This window comes from Sporosarcina sp. D27, from assembly GCF_000586555.1.
Lineage (GTDB): Bacteria > Bacillota > Bacilli > Bacillales_A > Planococcaceae > Sporosarcina.
In genome coordinates this window covers 370,096-393,763 of record NZ_AZUC01000046.1, presented here as the reverse complement: position 1 = coordinate 393,763, position 23,668 = coordinate 370,096, and the positions used below count along the sequence as shown (strand labels likewise).

The 23,668-nt window shown below is 40.3% G+C and carries 25 protein-coding genes; 15 read left to right on the top strand and 10 right to left on the bottom strand.

Translation table 11 applies throughout. From position 1 onward, the window contains the following. Positions 1-4 precede the first annotated feature (4 nt). From rnz to N693_RS0110240, 6 genes are all read left to right on the top strand, one after another. Complete coding sequence (gene rnz / locus N693_RS0110265) at positions 5-955, top strand: ribonuclease Z (RefSeq protein ID WP_025784692.1); 951 nt, start codon at positions 5-7, stop codon at positions 953-955. 185 nt (positions 956-1,140) lie between these two features. Beyond that, on the top strand, positions 1,141-1,365 hold the full coding sequence (locus tag N693_RS0110260; RefSeq protein WP_025784691.1) for a hypothetical protein: 225 nt from the start codon (positions 1,141-1,143) through the stop codon (positions 1,363-1,365). A gap of 368 nt (positions 1,366-1,733) precedes the next feature. After that, positions 1,734-2,390 carry a Type 1 glutamine amidotransferase-like domain-containing protein gene (locus N693_RS0110255; protein ID WP_025784690.1) on the top strand — a complete coding sequence of 219 codons (657 nt, stop codon included), beginning with the start codon at positions 1,734-1,736 and terminating at the stop codon, positions 2,388-2,390. A 359-nt stretch (positions 2,391-2,749) separates the two neighbouring features. Next, positions 2,750-3,292 carry a DUF402 domain-containing protein gene (locus N693_RS0110250; protein WP_025784689.1) on the top strand — a complete coding sequence of 181 codons (543 nt, stop codon included), beginning with the start codon at positions 2,750-2,752 and terminating at the stop codon, positions 3,290-3,292. Between the two features lie 24 nt (positions 3,293-3,316). Next, complete coding sequence (locus N693_RS0110245) at positions 3,317-3,931, top strand: histidine phosphatase family protein (RefSeq protein WP_025784688.1); 615 nt, start codon at positions 3,317-3,319, stop codon at positions 3,929-3,931. 374 nt (positions 3,932-4,305) lie between these two features. Beyond that, entirely contained in the window at positions 4,306-5,259 is a 954-nt protein-coding gene (locus N693_RS0110240) for a calcium/sodium antiporter (protein WP_025784687.1), read from the top strand. A 420-nt stretch (positions 5,260-5,679) separates the two neighbouring features. On the opposite strand, the gene namA is transcribed toward N693_RS0110240, so the two are convergent. Together namA and proC are read right to left on the bottom strand one after the other, a co-directional pair. After that, positions 5,680-6,699, bottom strand: a complete 1,020-nt coding sequence (gene namA / locus N693_RS0110235; RefSeq protein WP_025784686.1) for an NADPH dehydrogenase NamA — start codon at positions 6,697-6,699, stop codon at positions 5,680-5,682. A 59-nt stretch (positions 6,700-6,758) separates the two neighbouring features. Further along, positions 6,759-7,592: a pyrroline-5-carboxylate reductase gene (gene proC, locus N693_RS0110230; protein ID WP_025784685.1), complete on the bottom strand. Its 834-nt coding sequence runs from the start codon at positions 7,590-7,592 to the stop codon at positions 6,759-6,761. A 150-nt stretch (positions 7,593-7,742) separates the two neighbouring features. On the opposite strand from proC, the gene N693_RS0110225 reads away from it, so the two are divergent. The 4 genes from N693_RS0110225 (at position 7,743) to N693_RS19980 (ending at position 11,098) form a co-directional block, all read left to right on the top strand. Continuing rightward, a complete protein-coding gene (locus N693_RS0110225) occupies positions 7,743-8,687 on the top strand; it encodes an MBL fold metallo-hydrolase (RefSeq protein ID WP_025784684.1) in 945 nt (314 codons plus the stop codon). Further along, complete coding sequence (locus N693_RS0110220; protein ID WP_025784683.1) at positions 8,674-9,432, top strand: SDR family oxidoreductase; 759 nt, start codon at positions 8,674-8,676, stop codon at positions 9,430-9,432. The genes N693_RS0110225 and N693_RS0110220 overlap by 14 nt, the downstream gene beginning before the upstream one ends. A gap of 532 nt (positions 9,433-9,964) precedes the next feature. Beyond that, positions 9,965-10,885, top strand: coding sequence for an HPr(Ser) kinase/phosphatase (hprK, locus tag N693_RS0110215; RefSeq protein ID WP_025784682.1), 921 nt, complete (start codon positions 9,965-9,967; stop codon positions 10,883-10,885). A gap of 69 nt (positions 10,886-10,954) precedes the next feature. Beyond that, positions 10,955-11,098, top strand: a complete 144-nt coding sequence (locus tag N693_RS19980; protein WP_081760201.1) for a YfhE family protein — start codon at positions 10,955-10,957, stop codon at positions 11,096-11,098. A gap of 41 nt (positions 11,099-11,139) precedes the next feature. Here the strand turns inward: N693_RS19980 and N693_RS0110205 are convergent, their stop codons facing one another. Next, positions 11,140-12,054 (bottom strand): S1C family serine protease, encoded by a 915-nt coding sequence (locus N693_RS0110205; protein WP_051508721.1) that lies wholly within the window; start codon positions 12,052-12,054, stop codon positions 11,140-11,142. Positions 12,055-12,231: 177 nt separating this feature from the next. On the opposite strand from N693_RS0110205, the gene N693_RS0110200 reads away from it, so the two are divergent. Continuing rightward, a complete protein-coding gene (locus N693_RS0110200; RefSeq protein WP_025784680.1) occupies positions 12,232-12,468 on the top strand; it encodes a hypothetical protein in 237 nt (78 codons plus the stop codon). Positions 12,469-12,489: 21 nt separating this feature from the next. After that, positions 12,490-12,717, top strand: coding sequence for a hypothetical protein (locus N693_RS0110195; RefSeq protein WP_037593030.1), 228 nt, complete (start codon positions 12,490-12,492; stop codon positions 12,715-12,717). A 142-nt stretch (positions 12,718-12,859) separates the two neighbouring features. Here N693_RS0110195 and N693_RS0110190 read toward each other — a convergent pair whose 3' ends face one another. Next, positions 12,860-14,356 carry a BCCT family transporter gene (locus tag N693_RS0110190; RefSeq protein ID WP_025784678.1) on the bottom strand — a complete coding sequence of 499 codons (1,497 nt, stop codon included), beginning with the start codon at positions 14,354-14,356 and terminating at the stop codon, positions 12,860-12,862. A 157-nt stretch (positions 14,357-14,513) separates the two neighbouring features. Next, entirely contained in the window at positions 14,514-15,923 is a 1,410-nt protein-coding gene (locus N693_RS0110185; RefSeq protein ID WP_025784677.1) for a cytosine permease, read from the bottom strand. A gap of 288 nt (positions 15,924-16,211) precedes the next feature. On the opposite strand from N693_RS0110185, the gene N693_RS0110180 reads away from it, so the two are divergent. Next, positions 16,212-16,967, top strand: coding sequence for an SDR family NAD(P)-dependent oxidoreductase (locus tag N693_RS0110180; protein WP_025784676.1), 756 nt, complete (start codon positions 16,212-16,214; stop codon positions 16,965-16,967). A gap of 42 nt (positions 16,968-17,009) precedes the next feature. Here the strand turns inward: N693_RS0110180 and N693_RS0110175 are convergent, their stop codons facing one another. From N693_RS0110175 to N693_RS0110160, 4 genes are all read right to left on the bottom strand, one after another. Next, on the bottom strand, positions 17,010-18,017 hold the full coding sequence (locus tag N693_RS0110175) for an iron ABC transporter permease (protein ID WP_025784675.1): 1,008 nt from the start codon (positions 18,015-18,017) through the stop codon (positions 17,010-17,012). Continuing rightward, positions 18,014-19,012 carry an iron ABC transporter permease gene (locus tag N693_RS0110170; protein ID WP_025784674.1) on the bottom strand — a complete coding sequence of 333 codons (999 nt, stop codon included), beginning with the start codon at positions 19,010-19,012 and terminating at the stop codon, positions 18,014-18,016. Before N693_RS0110170 ends, N693_RS0110175 begins: the two co-directional genes overlap by 4 nt. 67 nt (positions 19,013-19,079) lie before the next feature. Then, the gene (locus N693_RS0110165) at positions 19,080-20,006 is read right to left on the bottom strand and encodes an iron-hydroxamate ABC transporter substrate-binding protein (RefSeq protein ID WP_025784673.1); all 927 of its coding nucleotides are present in this window, start codon (positions 20,004-20,006) and stop codon (positions 19,080-19,082) included. Between the two features lie 4 nt (positions 20,007-20,010). Beyond that, the gene (locus tag N693_RS0110160) at positions 20,011-20,802 is read right to left on the bottom strand and encodes an ABC transporter ATP-binding protein (protein WP_025784672.1); all 792 of its coding nucleotides are present in this window, start codon (positions 20,800-20,802) and stop codon (positions 20,011-20,013) included. Between the two features lie 118 nt (positions 20,803-20,920). Here N693_RS0110160 and N693_RS0110155 point away from each other — a divergent pair, with 118 nt between their 5' ends. Beyond that, positions 20,921-21,970, top strand: a complete 1,050-nt coding sequence (locus N693_RS0110155) for an NAD(P)/FAD-dependent oxidoreductase (RefSeq protein WP_025784671.1) — start codon at positions 20,921-20,923, stop codon at positions 21,968-21,970. Between the two features lie 68 nt (positions 21,971-22,038). Here N693_RS0110155 and N693_RS0110150 read toward each other — a convergent pair whose 3' ends face one another. Further along, positions 22,039-22,389 (bottom strand): DUF3307 domain-containing protein, encoded by a 351-nt coding sequence (locus N693_RS0110150; protein ID WP_025784670.1) that lies wholly within the window; start codon positions 22,387-22,389, stop codon positions 22,039-22,041. Positions 22,390-22,520: 131 nt separating this feature from the next. Here N693_RS0110150 and N693_RS0110145 point away from each other — a divergent pair, with 131 nt between their 5' ends. After that, the gene (locus tag N693_RS0110145; protein WP_025784669.1) at positions 22,521-23,663 is read left to right on the top strand and encodes an HD domain-containing phosphohydrolase; all 1,143 of its coding nucleotides are present in this window, start codon (positions 22,521-22,523) and stop codon (positions 23,661-23,663) included. Positions 23,664-23,668: the final 5 nt, after the last annotated feature.

The window sequence follows — 23,668 nt, the reverse complement described above, 5'->3', positions numbered from 1 at the left end:
AGTAATGGATTTGCAGTTTTTAGGTACCGGGGCAGGAATGCCTTCAAAATTGCGTAATACAACTTCAATTGTTTTGAATTTGTCTTCTGAAGAGCGGGGCTATTGGATGTTTGACTGCGGGGAAGCGACCCAACATCAAATGCTTCACACAACCTTGAAACCGCGAAAAGTGACCAAAATGTTCATCACCCATTTACATGGGGATCATTTATTTGGAATCCCTGGTTTTATCGGCTCGCGCTCGTTTTTAGGCGGAGATAGTCCTCTTGATATCTATGGACCTATAGGGATTGAAGAGTGGATCCATACGACATTACGCCTAACGAAAACTCATCTTACATACCCGTTAAGGATTCACGAAATTGAGGAAGGTGTTGTATTTGAGGATGATGAATACATCATAACCACACGGGAGTTGTCCCATGTCATCCCGTGTTTCGGCTATAGGATTGTGCAAAAGCCGTTGCCTGGAAAGTTACTAATTGACAAGGCAACCGAAGCTGGAGTTCCAAAAGGTCCGCTTCTTCAGCAACTCAAAAATGGAAACGATGTTACATTGGAGGATGGAACGATTGTCACAAGCGCATCAGTCATCGGCGAGCCGAAACCAGGATTTATTGTAACGATTCTAGGGGACACCAGTGTCTGCGAAGCGTCAGTGGAGCTCTCTCAAAATGCCGATCTAGTCGTCCATGAAGCAACATTTAACGAAGAAACGGGACAATTAGCAAAAGACTTTGGACATTCCACGATTCAACAAGCAGCAGAAATTGTGAAAACGTCTAATGCAAAAGCCCTTGTTGCAACACATATTAGTTCACGCTTTCTCCCAAGTGATATTGACGCATTTAAGAAAGAAGGACAAGAAATTTTTTCTAATGTCTTTGTAGCTAGCGACTTTGCTCAGTATTCACTTCACAATGGGGAAGTCATTGAAAGTAATTTTAAGAAATGACCACCTTATAGAGGAATTTCATCGCTATTATTATAACGATTGAATGCTTTGTGAAAAAGAGGCTACCTTAGATAAAAAACGGATATCATGAATGTTAAAGGGTCCTCTCAGTTGAAAAATTCCCGGATGCAAGACAAACACTAAAACCCTCCATTAGTAATAGGATGCTATAGGAGGCGATGACTATACATTGGCATTATAAAATAGGATCTTTAATCAATCAACCTATTGGAATTTCATTGACGAATGGGCCAGGAACAACAGGGGTATTATGTGGGGTTACAAATGGTCAACTTCATGTAATTGAATACTTATATCAAGCGCAATTTGCTTTAAAAAAGTATGATTTCTATATGATACAGGATATAAATGGATTTCCCCCTTGTCAGAATCAAGGTCGACTCTATTAAAAACAGTCAATGAGAAGTGAAAACAGTGTTTGTGAGAAAATGCGATGCTAGGGATTAAGTGACATCTCTTATTTATATAACAAGAGACCGCTAATCCGTCGAAGAAAAGACGGTTAGTTAAATGGTTCAAAACAAAAAATAACGAGCAAATTATCATCAAATTAGAGCCATGATTAGCATCGCATTGAGCGGTGCTTTTTTATTTTATTGAAAGTTTTTATGGGGATCTTTGGTATAATGATTTCAGGGTATAAAGAATATTTTGATATTCAGTGAAATAGCCAAATTCATAGTGTTTTTCGGTGGCAAGAAAACAGTATGAGTAACGCAAAAAATAATGTTATTTACACTATACTACGGGGGGACTCATGAAAACTCACTATTATTTAGGTTGGTTTAGTAATTATTTTCCGAAAAATCTTAGCATAGAGTTACAGGAGGATATAACTGATAGAAAATCGCTTGCTATGATTAGCTCAAATCCATCTATTTATGAAGATGTTGATGCTACCGAGCGCTCGTGGCTTGACCAGGCTGGCATTATGTTTGATGAATATCATTTAATTAATTATCGCATACAGAAGGAAGAGGCTCAAAAGTTAATTCAAAATGCGTCAGTCATTTTCTTGTTGGGTGGAAATATTCTTAAACAAAATGGTTTTTTGAAGGAATATGAATTGTCGGATTTGATCAAAAAAAGCAGCGCCGTTGTGATGGGAGCAAGCGCTGGTGCGATTAACATGTCCGCTAAATGGTTATGCTCGAAAAACTTTGGAGATAAGGTTGAAGTAAGCTCTGTTTACGACGGAATCGGCCTTGATAATTTTTCTGTCCTGTCTCATTTTGATTTAGAAAGAAATATAGCGCTCGTTCAAAGCGAACTGTCTCCCTTATCGGAAGAAATAAATATTTATGCGTCGAATAAAGATTGCGCAGTACGTGTAAAGGGAGACGAAATCGACATTTTGGGCAATGTATATTTAATTTCCCACTCAAATATTCAGAAATTGGACGAGACGCTCTAGTTGTGGAAAATTTCTAGGGCTTAATTGAATTAATTTCTTTATGCAAAGCTTCTATTATAATAGTTAGAGAAGGCGAACTATGCAAAATAGAATTGTTACTTCATCATCCAGAGCGTATAGATGAGCAGAATGGTTAAGTTACAATAAAGCCAAACTATCTGTGAAGACTGTTGCTTTCCCCTACAGGCGGTACGCTTTCCGAAGGGGCGTGTCTGAGCCCTTCGGTATTGGCCGTCTTCCGCTACAAGCAACAGTGCATATACATATAACTTGCTTCTTCTTCAAAGCGCGATTTTCGATACAAAAACTAGTGGATTACATTCAAGAGTGATAATTGACTGTATGGCTGGAGGATGAAGATGCTTAAAAGAAAATATGGAGATCGTTCGGAATGGAAGAGAGTTTTAAATAGAAAATACGCACAGGCATATCTCGAAACAAGTCAATTTAAGGGATATATAACCTTATTAAACACGATAAAAGTAACGGAACCATTATCCGTAAAATATGAAGAAGAGACGTTGTGTTTTGTTGATGATGGTTATATGTGGCTACAGCAATTTCCTTTAGACGAAAATCATTCGGTTACGACTATGTTTGATGCTAATGGGAAAGTAGTGCAATGGTATGTAGACATATGTCTGAAAAACGGATTAGATGATGATGTTCCTTGGCTGGATGATTTGTTTTTGGATATCGTCATACTGCCTTCGGGAGAAATGTTTCTTAAAGATGAGGATGAGCTGCATGAGGCTTTTGTAGATGGAATTATTGATAAGTCCCTTTATGATTTGGCTTGGAAAGAAGCAAACCATCTTACTCAAGCAATAATTAACAAAACATTCACATTACCGAATTTATCGAATACACATAAGCAAATCTTGGTGGATAAATTAGAGTAGATTGTTCAAAAATCGGGGGTAAAAATGAGCACACACATATATTTAACTAGACATGGGGAAACCGTTTGGAACACAAAAAATCTTATGCAAGGGTGGAAAAATTCTCCTTTAACAGGGAAGGGGATAGAGCAAGCAAAACAATTATCTCAAAGATTATCGGATATTCCGTTGCACGCTATTTATTCTAGTACAAGTGATAGGGCAGTGACCACTGCCGAAATAATAAAAGGTGAAAGACCCTTAAACGTTATTAAAATGGACGCATTGAGAGAAATTTCTTTTGGCAGTTGGGAAGGTAAAACATTCGATGAAAATGAGAAGAAAACCCCTGAAGAGTGGTTATCTTTTTGGGAAACCCCCCACCTTTTTTCAAATGATACGGTTGAACCCTTTGTTACAGTGCAAGAAAGAGTGGTAAAAACAATAAACAATATAGTTGAAGAACATCCATTTGAAACTGTTTGTATCGTATCACATTCTATAGCACTTAAATTATTGATGGATCACTTTGAAAATAATTCACTTGAAAATTTATGGTCTTCTCCAGCTATACCTTCAACAAGTTTAACTTTGGTTAAGGTAAACAGAAAGTCCAGTGAGATCTTATTTAAATATGATACCACTCATATGAGAGAGTAGTGACAGTTGTATATAATCTCATTTTCGAATAAGCGGTGTGCATTGAGAGATATCAAATTGCTTATCGTTAAATAGTATATGAGAATTATATTAGCAGTTGATGGATGCATGGGAAGACGACTGCTTTTTGATGTGGATTTGAACCTGAGTAAACACTCGAAGATTTAATAACAAAGCATCCCATATGGTTTGAGGATGTTCTTGTAAAAAAGGAAGCGGCATATTAACATTGGCGTTCATTTTGAATAAGTAGTTCTTCTAGAAGTGGCTTTATGTTATCCTCTTTTATATTCCGTAATAACGGGGTATGTAATTAAAGTGATTCAGAAAGTAATAGTGAAAATACGTGAGTAGGATAGGGGCAAAACAAACTAATGGCATATTTTTTATTAATTGTTGGATTTACATTGTTGATAAAAGGAGCTGGCTATTTTGTTGACGGATCTTCCAATATCGCAAGACTGCTCCAAGTTCCGCCTATTTTAATCGGGTTAACAATTGTAGCTTTTGGGACAAGTTCTCCAGAAGCGACTGTCAGTATTATTGCAGCACTGGAAGGAACTGCAGATGTTGCAGTGGGAAACGTAGTTGGCAGCAATATTTTTAACATTACTCTCGTTGTTGGAGTAGCTGCTATTCTATATCCTTTGAAGGTTGAAAGTGAGACGATTAGAAAAGAAATTCCATTTACCTTACTCGCAAGTGTGGCAATGCTTATTCTTATGAGTGACATTGCATTGCAGGGGTTCAGCAGCAACATGATTTCACGCGGTGATGGGTTCATCTTTTTGCTGTTCCTTTCCATTTTTATGTATTATGTGATTGAGATTGGACTAAAAAGCCGGAAAAATGCGATGAATGAACCTGTACCTGATAACATCAGCTGGGGTAAAAATATAATAATTACTATATTAGGGCTGGCTGCAATTATATTTGGAGGGGATTTGGTAGTGGATAATGGTACCAAAATTGCCTACTCTCTTGGTATGAGTGAAACATTGGTGGGACTAACAATTATTGCAATAGGGACATCTCTTCCTGAACTTGTCACATCTATTACAGCTGCCTTGAAAAAAGAAAGTGAAATTGCGCTTGGGAATATCGTAGGGAGTAATATTTTTAACATACTATTTGTACTTGGTACCTCGTCTATAATTTCTCCATTAGCGGTGAACGATAAGGTACTAATTGATGTTGTGTTTATGATTGTACTGACTGTTGTATTATTGATTTTTTCACGAACTGGTTTCAAAATTGGAAAGCGTGAAGGAATGGTACTTGTTGCAGTCTACATTATTTATTTAGTCTATATTATTTTAAGAAATTAACGCGATATTGTTTGAATCCTGTACCATTTAACTAACCTTTTAGTTTGGCCATAGTGAGGAATTTTTGCTACCAAAATTAAAGAAATCATTTCAATTCCCTACATATTGACCACTGAATTAGCAGCGATTTTAATACGTTATGTGCGTCATTCAATAATTAGTGTAAGTCGTATGATTCTTGTGTCTATTGGATTGTTGAAATATGCTCGATATCCGTTCGAACGTTTAAATATTGAAATTTAAAAGACCGCTAATTCATATGAAAATTAGCGGTCTTTTTGTTGCTTTACTTTGTGTTTTGTAACTCTCAACTGAACAGGGTAGATCTAAGCAGAAACGGTTTTCATAGTAATCTTTTACATTATGAAGAGATTGGCACCTATATATCAGCTTGGAATTATACTCCAATAAAACTTCAGGTTAAAATCTCCAGGCTCTGCTATATTGCGTAGGAGCCTCAATTTCTGTATGAAGTTCACGGGCAGCTTGATACGGCCAATACGGGTCTCGTAACAGTTCTCTACCGATTAAAATGAGATCAGCACGTTCATTTCTCAAGATTTCTTCAGCTTGCAATCCCGAGGTGATCAAGCCCACTGCGGCAGTTGCGATTTCAGCACCTGTTCGTATCGTTTCAGAATAAGGCACTTGGTAGCCGGGGAATGGATCGATTTTTGCAGGAACAACAGCTCCAGAACTCACGTCAATCAAGTCTACGCCTTGGTTCTTCATCCACTTCGCCATTTCAATGTACTGCTCAGAAGTCATGCCACCTTCTGTATAATCTTCGGCAGATATCCGAACAAATAATGGACCTTCCCATGTTTTTCTGACGGCATCAATGATTTCGCTCAAGAAGCGATATCGATTTTCTGCGTTTCCACCATATTCATCAGTACGATGATTGGAAAGGGGAGATAGGAATTCATTGATGAGATAACCATGCGCTCCGTGAAGCTCTAGTAAATCGAATCCTGCATCAGATGCTCGTTTTGCAGCTAGTGCAAATGCGTTAACCGTTTCTGCTATAGCTTCCTTGCTCATTGCGACAGGTGTTTTGTATTCATCGCTAAACGCGATGGCACTCGGCGCTTGGATATCACCATTTACCGTCGCTTTCCTGCCGGCATGCGCAAGCTGGATTCCTGCTGCAGCACCGTTTTGTTTAATGAGGCGAGTCAGTTCAGTCAAACCCTCAATATGGGTGTCATTCCAGATTCCGAGGTCTTGTGCACTAATACGTCCTTGTGGCTGAACGGCTGTAGCTTCCAAGATAATCAACCCTGATTGACCGACAGCTCTTGGGCCATAATGGACACGATGCCAATCTTCAACTTTACCGTCTTCGTTATGAGAAGAATACATACACATCGGAGACATCGCGATTCTATTTTTTAATGTAAGATTTCGGATCGTGTACGGTTCAAATAATTTAGCCATTTCCGAGTCACTCCTTTTCATGAATGACTCTACTATAGCAAAAAAGGTTAGAAAATCCTTTAGGAAGAACTTGTACTCTCTTTAACCTCAGTAGAACCAAGCTCTCTAGAGCGTTTTTCAGCATGTTTGATGCAACTGAAAATTGCTTCCTGGAATCCTGCTGAAGTGAGTGCACGAAGTCCTGCTTCTGTCGTACCACCTGGGCTTGTTACGTTTTCTCTTAGAAGTGCTGGCTCCTCTTGAGTTTGTCTTAACATACATGCAGCCCCTTCGATTGTCTGGATAATCAGGTCGCGCGCAATCGGCTGTTCAATTCCAGCACGCATAGCAGCTGTCTCTAAGGCTTCTGCTAAATAGTAGATATAGGCAGGCCCGCTACCGGAAAGGGCTGTAACAGCATGTAGGTCATCCTCTTCAACTTCCGCTACGATACCAATCGAACTTAATAATTCAAGAATTTCTTCCTTCTCTTTGGATTTCATCGAACTATTGAATGCGATCCCAGTTGCCGACTTCCCAATTGTTGCCGAGGTGTTCGGCATGGAGCGAGCAATCGCGTGTTCACCTAGACCTAATTCAATCGTCTCTATTGAAACACCAGCTAGTACAGAAAGGACAACTGCATGTTTGTTAAGTAAAGGAGAAATATGTTCCATTGCGGTATAAACATCTTTAGGTTTAGTAGCCAGTACGACTAAATCAGCGTTTCGGAGCTCATTTTTTTCCGCACTGACAATTGAGATGCCATACGTATTTTGTAACAAGTGAAGGCGTGCATCATCTGCTCGGTTCATGACAAAAACATTAGCTGGCGTGACAGTTCCTTGCTTACAAATTCCTGCAATCACTGCTTCCACCATCGATCCGGCACCGACAAATACGATTTTTTCCATGGAATTCCCTCTTTTCCTAGATGAGTGTATTCAATCAGTGTATGCGATTATTGAAATAAGTCAACAGACGATTCAGTTATTAAGACATGACGAACGTACAAAAAGCATGTACAATGAACTGAATAGCGATTCAATAATGGAGGCAAAACCATGATTCAACAACTGACGATACCAACGCCATATGCTGTTGGCGATGTTAATGCATTTTTAGTTAAAGCCGATACACTGAGTCTATTCGATGCGGGTCCGAAGACACCCGAAGCTCTTGAAGCAATAAAGGCAGGGCTTAAAGAATCCGGTTATACGTTGGAGGATATTGAACAAGTCATTCTTACTCATCATCATCCAGATCATTCTGGTTGGGCGGATGCATTTCCGAACGCAGAACTTTACGGCCATGAGTACAACAATCTCTGGCTAACGAGAGACCCAGATTTTATAAAATTTCACGACCAATTTTATATGGAGCGATTTATTGAGCAAGGGGTTCCTGAAAAAGCGTTAGGAATTGTGGGGAAGATGAAACGCGCTGCTGATTTCATGGCAGAGCGTCCACTTGATCATATTTTAACTGAAGGGGACGAAATACCGGGACATCCTGGGTGGACGACTCTTGAGACGTTAGGGCATGCTCAAAGTCATTTATCATTTTGGAATCCTGAACGGAACGAACTCATCGGTGGTGATTTATTGCTGGAAAAAGTTTCTTCCAATCCACTCGTAGAACCTCCGAAAGGCCCTGAATATCCGCGACCAAAAACAATGTTGCAGTATAATGATTCATTAAAACGATTGCTTGACCTGCCTGTAGAGAAGGTTTACAGCGGACATGGAATGCCTGTAACGGGTGTTCATGGACTTATTGAGAAGCGACTGCAGAAGCAACATGAGCGAGCGATGAAAGTATACGATATGCTGAATGATGGTCCTCAGTCTGTCTTTGAACTGACGGTACAATTATTCCCTTCGGCGTATAAAAGAGAACTTGGTCTCACACTTTCAGAGACACTTGGTCAGATGGATTACTTATTAGAATTAGGTCGGGTTGTCCGAAAAACAGATAATCAGGGAATCGATCGGTATGAACAAGCGTAAAACAATTTTAATAACAGGGGCGACAAGTGGAGTAGGATATGAAACTGCAGTGAGACTCCTTGCTGAAGGTCATCGTGTCCAAGTTACGGGGCGTTCAGAAGAGGTTCTTGCTGAACTGGAGGCCAGAGGAGCGGTAGCGATTCAACTAGATCTAACTAGCAACGGTGCGACTGATCTACTTATCCGTGAGATAATGATGCCAGACATAATTATTTTTTCGGCAGGAGTTGCAAAGTTTGCACTTGCTCATGAAACTGAAGATAGTCAGGTTGAGCTAATGTTTTCATTGAACGTGACAGCACCGATACAGCTGACACAAAGGATACTACCGTCATGGATGGAACGTAGAGGTGGACATCTAATTTATATTGGTTCCCAAGCAGGAAAAGTGGCGACACCAAAAGCCGCTGTCTATGCAGCGACGAAACATGCATTGATTGGATACACGAATGCGTTACGTATGGAAGTTGCCCAATATGGAATCGACGTATCTGTTATTCATCCTGGTCCAATTGATACAGCCTTTTTAGACAAAGCAGATGATAGTGGTACCTACAGAGGGGAAGTTGGTAAGCATTTGCTTACTGTAGAGGAAGTAGCCAAAGTTGTCGTAAATGCGGTTCATCAGCCAAGACGGCAAGTAGATTTACCAAGGGTGATGGGTCTGACTAGCAAACTTCATGCAATAGCTCCAGGCTTAGTGGAACGTATAGGAAAACCGTTTTTCATGAAAAAGATGAAGTGAATCCAAAACCTCACCTGAGTTTGAGAAATGAAGAAGAGGCGTCCATATATCGGACGCCTCTTCATTCGCGGAAAATTTGTTTTAACTAGTTGCGTGTAGCTGACGGGTAAATCGAAAGCGTACTGCAAACTCTTCTTGCACGCATTTCACTTCATCGTTCTTTAAATCGAAGAGAAACGGTTGTTTAGGTTGCACTTGCACAAAAAACTTACTTCTTACTGGTCTTACAAACACTCGTAACTCTTCTTACGGTGATGCTTCGTCAGTACAGCAAATTTTCCGCCAAGGCTGTGCATTTCTCCAAGTAAGCGCTTAGCGCCTTCCAGGATTTCGCCTTGTAGTAATCTATACCCGGCAAAACAACCTATAAACCTATTTTTAAAAATTCTTTTTTATTTTCTTTGAATAGTTCTTGTTATATCGAAAGAGGATCTTGAACTTAGATTTTAGAAAAATAAAATACATCACTGCATTTGAAAATCGTTTATGATAAACTGAGTCTAAACAAACCGTTCAGGAAAGGTGTTCCTTCATGATACAGCTAACCGTACAAAACATTGTACATCAATTTTCATTCGAAATTCTATCCGGAAGCGACCACTTGGAAAGACCGCTTAAAAAAACAAAAGTTCGTCGTCCAGGACTGGAATTCATGGATACGTTTGAGTTCATCGCGAGAGGCCATATTCAAATACTCGGTAAAAACGAGGTCAACTATTTACATACGCTTACTGATGATGAATGCAAACGCAGAATTTCGAATCTTGTCGAATATGATCCACCTTGTATTTTAATCACCTCCAATCAGGAACAACCTTATGGATTACATACCTATTGTACGGAGAACGGGATTCCTGTTTTAAGAACTCCAGACTCTATGGGTGTGGCGAGTGCAAAATTGGACGCATTTGTCATTAGCTCGATGGCAGAAGAAATCGCAATTCATGGAGTAGTCGTCAATGTAGCTGGAATTGGAATTTTACTTCGTGGTAAATCAGGCGTAGGAAAGAGCGAGACTGCTCATACACTGATTGGCAGGGGACACCGGCTTGTAGCGGATGACATCGTCGTACTTCGAAAACTCAGTCCTCAAACGTTACTCGGTACTCATAACCAGACAAACCGGGAATTTTTGGCACTTAGAAGTATCGGTTTAATGAACGTTGTCCGTTTATATGGACGTGCTGCTTTTCAAGAAGAGACTAGAATCGCCCTCGATATCGAATTGACAGAGTGGAAAGACAACTCGCTTAACAATGAACTGGAATTAGACGAGAAGTTTACAGAGTACATGGGTGTACCAATACCTTATATTCAAATCCAATTACAACCAGGGCGGGATGTCGCTGGGCTTATCGAAGCAGCTGCAAACAACTGGTATTTAAAACAGCAAGGATATAGTGCACTTGAGGAATTCATGGAGCGCCTTGAGCCTGAATTCAAACAGGAATGATCTGACAGGAATCGTTCTTCTTCACTTGGAAAAACTAATTGTACATTAGTTTTTGAAGGAGGATGACAAATGGCGGAAAAGAAAGAGCCACATGAGATGATGACTGAGAAAAATAACAAACTTTCTTCAGCTCAAGAAGTAGAATATGTGGACGACTTTAAGAAAGCGGACAAAGCGACGAAAAATACGAATAAGCGTAAAAACGAATACTAACAAAGTGTCCGGAAGCTATATTAGCTTCCGGACACTTTTATCTATTCAATATCCTTCAATAACTCCAACACTTCGTTGGACCGTATGAACATCCCAACTTTTCCATAAGAGTCAAGCTCCGTTATCGCAAAGACAACACCGATGACCTCGTTATTTTGGAAAACGGGGCTTCCACTGTTTCCTCTGTAAACTGGTGCATCCAATAGAATAATTGGCCCATTACGCCCCGCCCACTCACTTTCTCCTATCAGTTTTCCTTCATTTGCAATTCCAAAAAAGTTTAAAGGATTTCCTATGAACCTGACTTTGGTATCCGGTGTGTAAGTTGGACTTTCCGCCAGTTTTAGCGCTGGAACATCTGGTGGATTTTTAATCTGTAAAATAGCCAAATCATTTACGGAATCTTGAGCAACAAGAGAGGCTGAAAAGCGACCTTGCTCTTCAAATGAGACTGTAATCTGTTTTGTATTTTCGACCACATGATTATTTGTCACAATCAACCCGTCCGGGGATACAGAAAAACCAGTTCCTTTTCCATCTTCGGTCAATACAACAACAACGGATTGTTTCCACTTTGTAATATCTTCACGTTTTGATAGCTTCGCAGATGTTTTTAAAAAATCGATGGCTGGTAATGAATAGATATCGAAAATGAAAACGACAGGCTGAAATAGTAAAACCAATGCCATGAGCCATACAATCCATCTAGGAACTCTACGTTTTCTTGGTTGTGGATTGTTACGAAGGTCTGCTTCTTTTGCAAGTGCTTCCCGTTGCGCTTCTAAAACAAGCTGGCGAAACTTCTCTTCTTCTATTTCTTCTTGCGTAAGTTCGGGTCCTTCTAATTCAGTGATCTTGTTATCTTCGTTAGCATTAGAAACATTATCGTCATCGTCTGCTGGGAAATGATTTTTTCGAGATGCTTCTCCTGGATCCTTCTGTTCGTCCTGATTCATATGGATAGACCTCCCGTAGACGTTCATACAATTGTGGTAAAGGGGTTAACTCAAAGTGTAGCATAGATTATAATGAACAATTCAGAAAAAAATGCCTGAAAACCTATCTACTGACTATTATACTTGATATACTTTCCATAAGTGTATTTGTGTCTATTTGAGGGGAGATGTGTTACGGTGGATGAAAATGCATTGAAGAAGACAGAATCAGAACGTTATCCAAGTACAGTATCTGAAGAAGTACAAACTCTTACTAGTAAAGTGAGAGCGTTGGAGGACGAAATCAGTGAACTGAAAAAGGATATACACGCAATCGACTTCTTGCAAAAAAAACCGATTATTTCAAGTGATGCGATTGCTAACGGAGGATTTTGGATTGTAGCAGCATTAGCTGTAATCGGGATATTTTTTTAATGAAGGAGGTAATAACGTATTATGAAAAGCCCAGGACTAGCAGCTGTACTTAGCTTTTTTTGGACCGGTGTCGGACAGATATATAATGGTCAGATCCTGAAAGGTCTCATTCTAATTGGAGTACAAATTGTCAATTCACTTTTAATGTTTGTATTAATTGGTTTTATCACGTATCCACTTGTGTGGATATGGGGGATGTACGACGCTTACAAAACTGCCGAAAAACACAACGCTCGTCAAGTTTACTAATTTTCTATTTTGTATAATAGGATAGTTTACTAAAAAAAATTTGATAAGCTGCGAAACGTTGGATGCATAGTTGGTTTCTTGTGCCTAAAAAAATCATATTAAAAAGACGTCCATCGATTAATGAAATCGAGGACGTCTTATTTTATTTCCGCTTTGCTTTAATGAGATCCAATTCTGTACTTAATGCTTTTATAAGAGAGAAGATCATCAACAAGATGACAAACGAGAAGGGGAGGGCGGCAATAATAATCGTATTCTGCAATGCATCTAACCCATTAACAGAAAGTAAAATTAACGCGATTGCCGACTGAAGAACACCCCATATAAGTTTGATACTATTCGGCGGTGTCAGTGATCCGTAACTGGACTGCATTCCTAACACAAATGTCGCTGAATCCGCAGAAGTGATGAAGAAGGAAGCAATCAGGATAATTGCAACAATGGAGATGAATGCACCCCAAGGTAATGTGTTAAATAGCTCAAAGACCACAAGTTCAGTAGCTTTATCCGCAAGATTGACAACTCCTGCTTTCTGAGTTTCAATCGCAGTCGTTCCAAAAGCTGTAAACCAGAACGTGCAAAGAATTGTCGGTGCAATCATAACACCAATCATGAATTCACGAATTGTACGTCCCTTGGAGACTCGTGCGATGAACATGCTAACGAAAGGCGCCCAAGAAATCCACCATGCCCAGTAAAAGATGGTCCACATATCCAGCCACTCACGGTTCTCTGGATTTAATGGAGAAGTAGAGAAACTCATTTTCACAAAGTTCGCCATATAACCCCCTAGGGAGTCTGAATACATATTAAAGATTAATAAGGTAGGACCAAGTATTACAACTAAAATTAGCAAAGCAATTGCAAGTACAAGATTCAGATTTGATAAGTATTGAATCCCTTTACTAAGCCCACTCCAAGCTGACATGATGAAAAGTACAGTCACAACTAAAATGATGATGAATTGAGACTGGGTTCCTATTTCAACTCCAAACAAATAATTCAATCCTGCATTAATTTGTACAGCGCCAAAGCCGAGAGTAGTTGCAACACCGAAAGCGGTTGCGAACACAGCGAGAACATCCACGAGAACACCCCAAGGGCCATTCATCTTATTCCCAAAAATCGGCTTTAATGTTGAAGAAATTAAACCAGGTTCTCCCTTACGGAACTGGAAGAATGCTAGAGATAAGGCGACAAAACCGTACATTGCCCACACATGGATACCCCAGTGGAAAAAGGATTGACGTAAGCCTTCTTTAAATGCAGCTGGTGTATTGAGCTCACCTGTGGATGACATAACAGCGTAGTGTGAAAGTGGCTCTGCAGCTCCATAAAAGACGAGTCCGATGCCCATACCTGCTGAAAATAGCATGGCAATCCAGGATACTGTTGAAAACTCGGGTTTGTCTGTATCTTTCCCAAGTCTTATTTTCCCGAATGGACTAAAGATCAGGAACAGACAAATGATAACGAGTACGGATAACAGCATGAGGTAATACCAACCAAAGGTAGAGGCGACGAAGTTTTGAATCTTTCCGGTTTGTGCGGCAAAGCTTTCCGGCGCGAGCACACCGTAGCCAACTGCCAAAATGATCAGTCCGATCGTAATGTAAAAAACGTTTGAAATTTTTCTCATGATTCCCCCTAAGATAATTGTAGTGATTTCACAGTTATTAAATATAGCAATAAAGAATTGAAAATGCAAAAGAATATAAAAAAAGGAGAATGTAAAAACATCCTCCTTTTCTTAAATGCGAAAAAATAGTGTCATCACAGGCATTTTAAACAACGAGTTAAGCTAAGCGGTCCTTTTCGTGGATATTGTCAGGCTCACGAAGCAAATAATACTTTCCTTTGGTAACCTTTGCGAGAAGTACAGTAAGTATTGAAGCAAGAACAGCGGCGAAAAATGCTGCTGTAGACTCTAAGAATATGCCCATATATCCAAGTGCGGCAAGGGTTCCGAGAAGACTTGCAACTAATAGTGAAACTACACCGACTGGATTCCAGCGATACAAATATTCTTGACGCGCAACATAGTAATTAGGTCCGATCTTCATTAGTTTTTTGACGACAAGAGCATCCGTTACTAGAATCGCTGCCCAAGAGAGTAAAAATACTCCTTGGAATGTCATCATGGTGCTTAAATGGTCGACAATATTTGCAAGCATAAGCAGTATTGCGCTAACCCCTGACACAACGACCCAAAAACGCCGCCCGGGAGTAAACCTAAACATGTTTTCGAAGAAGTTTGAGAGCGATAATGAGCTACTGTAAATATTCGTAACGTTAATGCGTAATTGAGTAATCATAGTAAACAAAGCTCCGCCAATACCGAGCAACAGGACAATATAAACTCCTGGATCGGGTTCCATAAAACGGACACCAAACCAGATGCCTAAACCACCCATTACTCCAAAACAAAAGATTTGAGGAATAAAACCAATCATAAAAGAGCCTAGTTTGATATCCTTAGGCTTTAAAAAACGCGCATAATCTGAAGCGAGAAGAGCTGTCAGACCCATAATACCATTATGCATACCAATGCACATAAGTAATGCGGTACCACCTAGTGTGACACCTTCAGGCATATAGGAGAATACAGCTCCAGTGTACACGGCAGGTTTATAAAACGAGATAATGATTGCAGTGATTAAAAACACGACAAATACTGGCATTGACCACTTTTGCAATTTATCAAGCTGTTCAATTCCGAACCAATTCAAGGGGATGACGATTGATCCGAACACGATGATGAGAATCCACTTTGGGAGGGTAGGGAAAAAGTGGTGAACTGCAGATACTAAAATTAACCCTTCAAACGCACAATACATAATGAAGTTAGATGCGTAAATCAGTGACGTAAGCGAGGATCCGATATATCCGAAACCACCACCGCGTGACAGTAGATTTACATTCATCCCAGACTTCGCAGACAAATAGGCGATAACTGTTCCTAATATCCCTGCGACAATGATTGCGTAAGCTGAAGAAATCATAGCATTTGCTGCCCCATAAGAGAGAGCCATGACACTTCCCATCTGGAAGTAAAAAATGGCAGTTGCGATTCCGAATGTAATGTTGGTAATGCTTAACCAACTTTTCGTACGGTCTTCTCGAGGAACTCTGTCTAGTGAATAGTCACTTTCCAGTTCTTCTATTTCTTCGTTATATTCATTTGTACTATCAGTTACTGATTTCATTCAATTCCTCCTAATCGATACATACATCTCCTTCCTGTTCAGTCAATTATTTTTTCGCAAATTATACTCTATAGAAGCATAACAAAAAAACAATAGAGTTATCAAGGGATGCAGTTGACTTGCTTTTATTTTATACAGAGTTGAGCAAAGATAACCATGGCTCGATACTTACATTACCGTGAATTCGTACTTCTGTGTATTGAAGTGAAAAAGGGGAATACTGAGGCAAGAAAGTTTATTCAACACTATTTAAGTGTTAAAGTAGTAATGAAAAAAGGAGTGGTATTAATGGGGAAATTAGATGGTAAAGTAGCAGTAATCACTGGAGGTGCCGGTGGTATCGGAAGTGGTATGGCAAAAGCATACGTTAAAGAAGGCGCAAAAGTGGCAATCGTTGACTTAAACTCTGAAACTGGCGAAGCAATGGTGAAAGAACTTCAGGAGTTCCAACCTGAAAGCATGTTCATTCAAGCGGACCTTACAGATCGCGACAAGCTGAAAGATATCATCGCAACAGTTGTCGACAAGTATGGAAAACTAGATATCCTTGTCAATAATGCACACGCATCACGTCAAGTATTGTTAGCAGATGCAACTCAAGCAGATATGGATTTCTCCTTTAACACTGGGTTCTATCCAACGTTTTACTTGATGCAAGCAGCATACCCACACTTAAAAGAGTCTGAAGGGACAATTATTAACTTCTCTTCAGGTGCTGGTATTAACGGAGATGTTATGCAAGGTACGTATGCGGCTGCAAAAGAAGCGATTCGTGCGATTACTCGTGTAGCAGCTAACGAATGGGGGCAGTTCGGCATTAACGTCAACTTGATTTCACCGATTGCCAATTCACCTGGTATCCAACAGTGGAAAAAAGACCAGCCTGAAGCGTTTGACAAAATGATCAACAACATTCCAATGCGTCGTCTTGGCGAATTGGAAGGCGATATTGGTCGAGTTGCAGTCTTCCTTGCGAGTGAAGATGCATCATACATTACTGGACAAACAATTATGGTTGACGGTGGCGCAACTAAATTACGCTAACTAAAAAAACACGATCCTCTAAACTTGAGGATCGTGTTTTTGTTATTTCCGTAATAATAAATAGATAAAGTAAGGAGCGCCGATTAAGGAGACGACTAATCCTGCTGGAATAATTCCTACACTGGATACGTTTCTCCCGATCGTATCTGCAAGCAATAACAACCAGCCGCCTAGAAGAATAGCGATTGGAAGGTAGAGCTGACTGCGTGGGCCAATCAATGACTTTGCAATATGAGGAGCCATCAGCCCGACAAAAGCAATTCCTCCAGTAACGGAAACAGCTGAGGCTGCAAGCGCGACTGCGGTGACGAGAAGAATAATACGTTCTCGCTCAACAGACACACCAATTCCAATGGCAACAGATTCACTTAACCCTAATACATTCAATCGGTTCGCTTTATATAACGCGAACGGTACGAGAATAAGTAACCAGGGCAATAGTGCAATGACAAATGGCCAATCAGACCCCCAAATATTTCCCGCTAACCATTTTGCAATGAAATCAACTTTGTCACGATCCGCTGAAGAAGTAAGAACAATCATGACACCGGATAGTGCTAGAGAGAACCCCACACCTGTTAACACCAATCGGACCGGTTGCATCCCTGTTTTTTTATCGTAAGCGAAGAGATAGATTAGGAATGCGGTCAAAAATGCCCCAACTAACCCGACAATCGGCATCAAATACACAAACGAACCTGCTTCAACAGGGACAAAAAGAAAGAATATTGCAATGGAAGTGCCGGCCCCTGCGTTAATGCCAATAATTCCGGGATCCGCCAAGTCATTTCGTGTGATTCCTTGTAGAATCGCGCCAGAAAGCGCTAAGGCTGCTCCTGCTAAGAACGTTATAGCTATACGAGGGAGACGAATAGAAAACAAAACGAATTCTTCTTTAAATGTCCCATTGCCGAAAAGTGCAGGGAAGATGCGACCAGGATCTACGGAAGCTGGCCCGAGTGCAATGGCTGCAACTGCAGTTCCGAGAGTAAGGAGGCTAAATATGATCAATAAGAGACGCTGCTTTCTTAACACTTTAGATTGAATCATGAAAAAGCTCGCCCTCCTTTACGAAGGATAATTAGGAAGAACGGCAACCCCATGACTGCAACGAGAGAGGCAACGGGTGTTTCGTATGGTGCGTTCATCGTCCGACCTAATGTATCGGCAAGCAACATGAATGCACCACCAACAACTGCAGACATTGGCAGTATAAACCGATAATCAGTGCCAACAATTGCGCGAACGATATGCGGAATCATAAGTCCCACGAACGCCAAATTTCCGACTAGAGCAACGGCAGATCCAGCGAGAAGTATGATTAGGATGAACAAAATCATTTTAATTCTGAATGTATGCTGACCCAATCCGACAGCTACTTCTTCATTTAAACTGAGTAGAGTGAGTTGCTTGGACAAAATTAGGGCAATCCCTATCCCGATAACAATCACCGGAGTAATAATTTGAAGTTGAGACCAAGTAGTACCAATCACACCTCCAGCAGTCCACATGGAGATGTCTTTTGACACCTTAAAATAGATTCCGACACCTTCAGCCACCGCAAAAAAGAACGTTGAGACTGCAGCACCTGCCAACACAAGTCGGAAAGGTGAGAAGCCACCACGTTTTGCAGAGGCGATGCCAAATACCACTAGGGCCCCAGCTGCTGCACCTAAAAAACAAGCAGTCATAATCCCATAATAATTCAGGGAAGGAGCAACGGCGATTGCAATGGCGAGTGCAGCATTGGCACCTGCTGTTAAGCCAAGTAAACCTGGATCGGCTAGAGGGTTTCTGGTCATCCCTTGCATGATGGCACCAGAAACAGCCAATGCAGAACCGACTAATAAAGCAGCAAGTTCGCGTGGAAAACGGATCTCTCGTAAAATCAAACTATTTTTACTTGAATCGCCGATAATTGCTAGCCACACATCAGAAACGGATATATTCGCTGCGCCCAGTATCATTGCCAGGAATAGAGAAGCTACCAATCCGATGCAAGCTATAAAGAATTTAATTGAAAATGGCATAGTTCGCAGATTCATTAGCCAGGACTCCTTTCGCAAAAGAAAAGGATCCTTTCAAGGTGAAAGAATCCTTCTTGAATAACGATTACTTTAAAAAGTTTTCTTTGAAAAACTCAAGCTGATACTCAAGTGTTAGAGGATCGTTGAAGTAGAACTCACTCAACTCAGCTTCAAATACATGACCATCTTTAACAGCTGGAGTATTTTTATATGTCTCAGTTTCCATAAAGGAATTATCGCCATCGTTATTGCGACTTAAAATAACGTAGTCCCCCATATATTCAGGAAGTACTTCAGAAGAAAGAGCGAAATAACCTTCTTTTAATGCATCTGATTTGACTTTTTCTGGCATCGGTAGCTTCATCTCTTGATAGAGTATTTCTGTTCCGCGTCCCCAGCTATCTCCATATACATAGAGTTGCTTGTCAAAGTTTTCAATAACTGAAACGGTCTTGTCCTCACCGATTTTCGCTTTGATTTCTTCGCCAGTTTCTTGTGCACGCGCTTTAAAATCAGTGACCCATTCTTGAGCTTCCTCACCTTTGTTCAGTAACTTACCGATTTCAACATATTGAGTCAAATAATCGACTTTGTTGTAAGTGAACGTGACTACTGGAGCAATTTCTTTCAACCGATCCAAATTATTCATTGGCGATAGTCCGATGATTAAATCAGGTTCTAGTTCAATAATTTTCTCTAAATCTTCATCAGATACAACTTCAGCATCTTTCAATTTCGATTCAAATCGAGGATTATCTTTTGACCAAGAGTCCACACCTACAATAGGAACGTCAAGTGACATAACATGTCCTGCAAATGATGACAAAACGACAACTCGCTGTGGATTTGCTGGAACTTCTATGGGGCCATCTTCAGATTCATAGGTAATCGTTCCTGAATCTGTCGTTGGTCCATCTTTCTCAGGTTCTTTAGAAGCATCCTCATTTTTCGAAGAGCAAGCTCCTAGAACAAGTACCAGTGCAAGTGTTAAGAATAATAGTGCCTTTTTCATGTTATTAATCTCCTTTTAATAAATCGTATGTAATACACATCGGTTTACCACTTCTTGGATCCATTCCGATTTCTGCGTCAATCCTAAAAACTTCACGCAAAGTCGTATGTTCTATCACTTCTTCAGAAGAACCCGCTTTAATAATCTTCCCATCTTTCATCGCTATTAAATAATCAGCGAAGCGGGCTGCCTGATTTAAATCATGTAACACCATGATAATGGTTCGTTCCTGCTCGACATTCAATTTCTGTAGTAGTTCAAGAACTTCTAACTGATGTGCCAAGTCCAAATACGTTGTCGGTTCATCAAGAAAAATGATGTCCGTTTCTTGTGCAAGCGCCATTGCAATCCAGACCCTCTGACGCTGACCACCTGAAAGCGCATCCACTTGACGATCACGAAAAGAATCCGTATTTGTAACCTCAAGTGCCCAATTAATGACATCGAAATCACTTGCTGTCAACCGACCTAGTCCTGTTTGATAGGGGAATCTACCATAAGAAACGAGTTCCGACACCGTTAGACCACTCGCAGCTTCTTGCGTTTGAGGAAGAATTGCCATTTTTCTAGCTAGCGCCTTTGTCTTATGATCGGCAATATCCCCCCCGTCCAACAATACCTTCCCTGAATGGCGGGGAATGAGACGGGTCATCCCTTTCAAAAAAGTCGACTTTCCACATCCGTTAGCCCCGATGATCGCAGTTATTTTCTTATTCGGAATCGTAACGGATAGGTCGTCCACGATGATTTGTTCACCGTAAGCAATCTGTAAGTTTTCAGTTGCCAAACGTACCATTCGGAGCACTCCAATCTTTAATTCACAATAATCGTTGATAATGATTCTCATTATCGGTATAATGCTACTATAAAGAGTGATCCTAAAGAAGTCAAATATAAATTTAGGGGGATGAAGTATGTCTCAAACATCAATTGTAGATGTGACGATCATTGGCGGAGGGCCAGCAGGATTATATGCTGCTTTTTATAGTGGATTACGTGGAATGTCCACTAAGATCATTGAATTTCAACCGGAATTAGGCGGGAAACTGCATGTTTACCAAGAGAAAATGATTTGGGACATAGGTGGAGTTACGCCAGCACCAGCAGCTGAAATGATTGAGAAGTTAGTGGAGCAAGGTATGACATTCACCCCCGAAGTTATCTTGAATGAAAAAGTAACAGGCATTGAAAAAGATGATGAAGGAAATTTTGTCTTGACTACCGCTTTGGGTGTTAAACACTACAGTAGAACTGTCATACTTGCTGTGGGTGGAGGTATTTTAAAGCCACAAAAGGTGGAAATAGAAGGAGCCGAGCGGTTCGAAGTCTCGAATTTACATTACACAGTAAAGTCACTGCAGCACTTTAAAGGCAAACGTGTTCTGATTTCCGGTGGAGGAAATGCTGCAATCGACTGGGCTAATGAGCTTGAGCCTATTGCTAAAGAGGTGATTTTAACATATCGGAAATGTGACTTGAATGGACATGAAGCACAAGTTCAGCAATTGCTACAGAGTAAAGTAGTGTGCCACTTTAATACACGGATAGACAAATTGATTGCATCAGCTGATCACCATTCAATCGAAAAAGTGGAATTAAAACATTGTCTAGAAGAATCCGGATTGACTCTGGAAGTTGACGATGTGGTTATTAACCATGGATATGAAGTGGATACCTCATTAATAGGAGGCAGTGAAGCGAACCTTGCACTTACAAACGATCACCGAATTGCCGGAACACCAATGAGCGGGACTTCTGTTCCTGGAATCTTTGCTGCTGGAGATGTTCTTTTCCATGAAAGTAAAGTCAATCTTATCGCGGGGGCATTCCAAGACGCTGCAAACGCTGTAAATAGTGCAAAAATGTATTTAGATCCAAAAGCATCCCAAGCAGGAATGGTGAGCTCGCACAACGATGTCTTTAAAGAACGTAACAAAAAACTTGTGCAGCAGTTAATCAGTTAATCTAATTATGAAATTATTTTCCATAAAAAAGAAGCAGATGCACAAGGCTCTGCTTCTTTTTGTCGTTTTTATCCCCAAATGTGTGCAATGATGGCAAGTATAATAATATGAAAGATTTGGTCCGCCATAATAATCAGCCACGCAGGTTCTCCATCTTTTATGCCCATAATCGTCTTCGTCCACCATGCAACAAAACGTCGTCGATCCAAAATGACATGACTCACGAAAATAATGGCAACTGCCCATAGAGGAATCATTCCTGTACCTATTAACAATACAGCAGTTACAGCCGATGTATAAACGAAACAATGTGTTAAGAGTGGAGCCCACTTAGTGGCTTTCCCTGCAGCCATCCAACTCGTTTGTAGTAAATAATCTCCAATCAGATGACCTATCAATAAATATGAGAACAATGTCACGTTCTTGCCTCCGCATCACCGATTTTTATATTAAAGTAATGACTTTAGTTGTGTGTTGACGGTTATTTCATGCTACTATTATTACAAATAGAAAGAAACGTGACAACTGTTTTTTAGAAGGGAATATATAAATGAAAAATTCACTTGCATTAACGACTCCTGACACCTCTGGATTTCCACAGTCGGATCAACTTTTATCTACTATTTTTGAATATATGGGAAAAATGTCTACTGAAACAGACATCACGAAGATGCTATTGTTACTAGCTGATTTAGGTACAAAGTTAGTACAAGCAGATCGATGTACCGTTTGGCTCCATGAATCTTCCTCGCAGACTGTTTGGACGGTCGCAGGACATGGGGTAGAACGAATTACCATTTCTGATACGAGCGGGTTTGTGGGAAAAAGCATACAAAATGGAACGATGATTAATGTTGAAGATGCTTATTTAGATGAGCGATTCAATACAGCAGTCGATCAGGAGACAGGGTATCACACACGTTCAATACTGTGTATCCCATTCACTAACCAAGAAGGAAAAATAATCGGTGCATTCCAAGCTATTAATAAGCTTGGAGAATCCCGCTTTACAAAAAAGGATGAAACGTTATTATCATTTGCCTCAACGTATGCTGGGAAATCACTTGATACGTTTATCTTACATAACGAGTTACTGGAAACACAAAAAGAAATTATTGAAACGATGGGGGAAATAGGGGAGAGCCGTTCGCAAGAAACCGGTAATCATGTCAAACGTGTGGCAACCTATTCTTATAAGTTAGCTCAGCTTGCAGGGGTTTCTGAGTCTCAATCGCTACTTCTTCGTTATGCTTCTCCCATGCATGACATAGGAAAAGTGGCAACACCAGATTCAATTCTACTGAAGCCCGGAAAGTTAACGCCCGAGGAATTTGAAGAAATGAAGTTGCATACGGTCGTTGGACATAATATTTTTCGGAAATCAGAGCGTGAATTATTAAAAACAGCTGCCATTATCGCACACGAGCATCATGAAAGATGGGAAGGCGGCGGATATCCTAGAGGATTGGAAAGAGAACAGATTCATATATTTGGAAGGATCACCGCAATCGCTGATGTATTTGACGCACTAGGTAGTGACCGTGTGTATAAAAAGGCTTGGCCACTTAAAAAAATCGTGTCATATATGTCTGAGCAACGAGGCAAACAATTCGATCCCACGTTAATAGATCTATTTCTTGACCATTTAGATGAATTTGTCGCAATTCGTGATAGTTTTAACGATAGGATGTGAAGTGA

What these genes read in the sequence shown, in the direction of transcription:
- N693_RS0110205 (WP_051508721.1), bottom strand. Translation starts at nt 12,054, where the DNA reads ATGAATCAGGACGAACAGAAGGATCCAGGAGAAGCATCTCGAAAAAAT.
- N693_RS0110165 (WP_025784673.1), bottom strand. Translation starts at nt 20,006, where the DNA reads ATGAAAAAGGCACTATTATTCTTAACACTTGCACTGGTACTTGTTCTA.
- N693_RS0110245 (WP_025784688.1), top strand. Translation starts at nt 3,317, where the DNA reads ATGAGCACACACATATATTTAACTAGACATGGGGAAACCGTTTGGAAC.
- N693_RS0110155 (WP_025784671.1), top strand. Translation starts at nt 20,921, where the DNA reads ATGTCTCAAACATCAATTGTAGATGTGACGATCATTGGCGGAGGGCCA.
- N693_RS0110145 (WP_025784669.1), top strand. Translation starts at nt 22,521, where the DNA reads ATGAAAAATTCACTTGCATTAACGACTCCTGACACCTCTGGATTTCCA.
- N693_RS19980 (WP_081760201.1), top strand. Translation starts at nt 10,955, where the DNA reads ATGGCGGAAAAGAAAGAGCCACATGAGATGATGACTGAGAAAAATAAC.
- N693_RS0110170 (WP_025784674.1), bottom strand. Translation starts at nt 19,012, where the DNA reads ATGAATCTGCGAACTATGCCATTTTCAATTAAATTCTTTATAGCTTGC.
- rnz (WP_025784692.1), top strand. Translation starts at nt 5, where the DNA reads ATGGATTTGCAGTTTTTAGGTACCGGGGCAGGAATGCCTTCAAAATTG.
- N693_RS0110160 (WP_025784672.1), bottom strand. Translation starts at nt 20,802, where the DNA reads ATGGTACGTTTGGCAACTGAAAACTTACAGATTGCTTACGGTGAACAA.
- namA (WP_025784686.1), bottom strand. Translation starts at nt 6,699, where the DNA reads ATGGCTAAATTATTTGAACCGTACACGATCCGAAATCTTACATTAAAA.
- N693_RS0110240 (WP_025784687.1), top strand. Translation starts at nt 4,306, where the DNA reads ATGGCATATTTTTTATTAATTGTTGGATTTACATTGTTGATAAAAGGA.
- N693_RS0110250 (WP_025784689.1), top strand. Translation starts at nt 2,750, where the DNA reads ATGCTTAAAAGAAAATATGGAGATCGTTCGGAATGGAAGAGAGTTTTA.
- N693_RS0110190 (WP_025784678.1), bottom strand. Translation starts at nt 14,356, where the DNA reads ATGAGAAAAATTTCAAACGTTTTTTACATTACGATCGGACTGATCATT.
- N693_RS0110175 (WP_025784675.1), bottom strand. Translation starts at nt 18,017, where the DNA reads ATGATTCAATCTAAAGTGTTAAGAAAGCAGCGTCTCTTATTGATCATA.
- N693_RS0110195 (WP_037593030.1), top strand. Translation starts at nt 12,490, where the DNA reads ATGAAAAGCCCAGGACTAGCAGCTGTACTTAGCTTTTTTTGGACCGGT.
- N693_RS0110185 (WP_025784677.1), bottom strand. Translation starts at nt 15,923, where the DNA reads ATGAAATCAGTAACTGATAGTACAAATGAATATAACGAAGAAATAGAA.
- N693_RS0110255 (WP_025784690.1), top strand. Translation starts at nt 1,734, where the DNA reads ATGAAAACTCACTATTATTTAGGTTGGTTTAGTAATTATTTTCCGAAA.
- proC (WP_025784685.1), bottom strand. Translation starts at nt 7,592, where the DNA reads ATGGAAAAAATCGTATTTGTCGGTGCCGGATCGATGGTGGAAGCAGTG.
- N693_RS0110225 (WP_025784684.1), top strand. Translation starts at nt 7,743, where the DNA reads ATGATTCAACAACTGACGATACCAACGCCATATGCTGTTGGCGATGTT.
- N693_RS0110180 (WP_025784676.1), top strand. Translation starts at nt 16,212, where the DNA reads ATGGGGAAATTAGATGGTAAAGTAGCAGTAATCACTGGAGGTGCCGGT.
- hprK (WP_025784682.1), top strand. Translation starts at nt 9,965, where the DNA reads ATGATACAGCTAACCGTACAAAACATTGTACATCAATTTTCATTCGAA.
- N693_RS0110220 (WP_025784683.1), top strand. Translation starts at nt 8,674, where the DNA reads ATGAACAAGCGTAAAACAATTTTAATAACAGGGGCGACAAGTGGAGTA.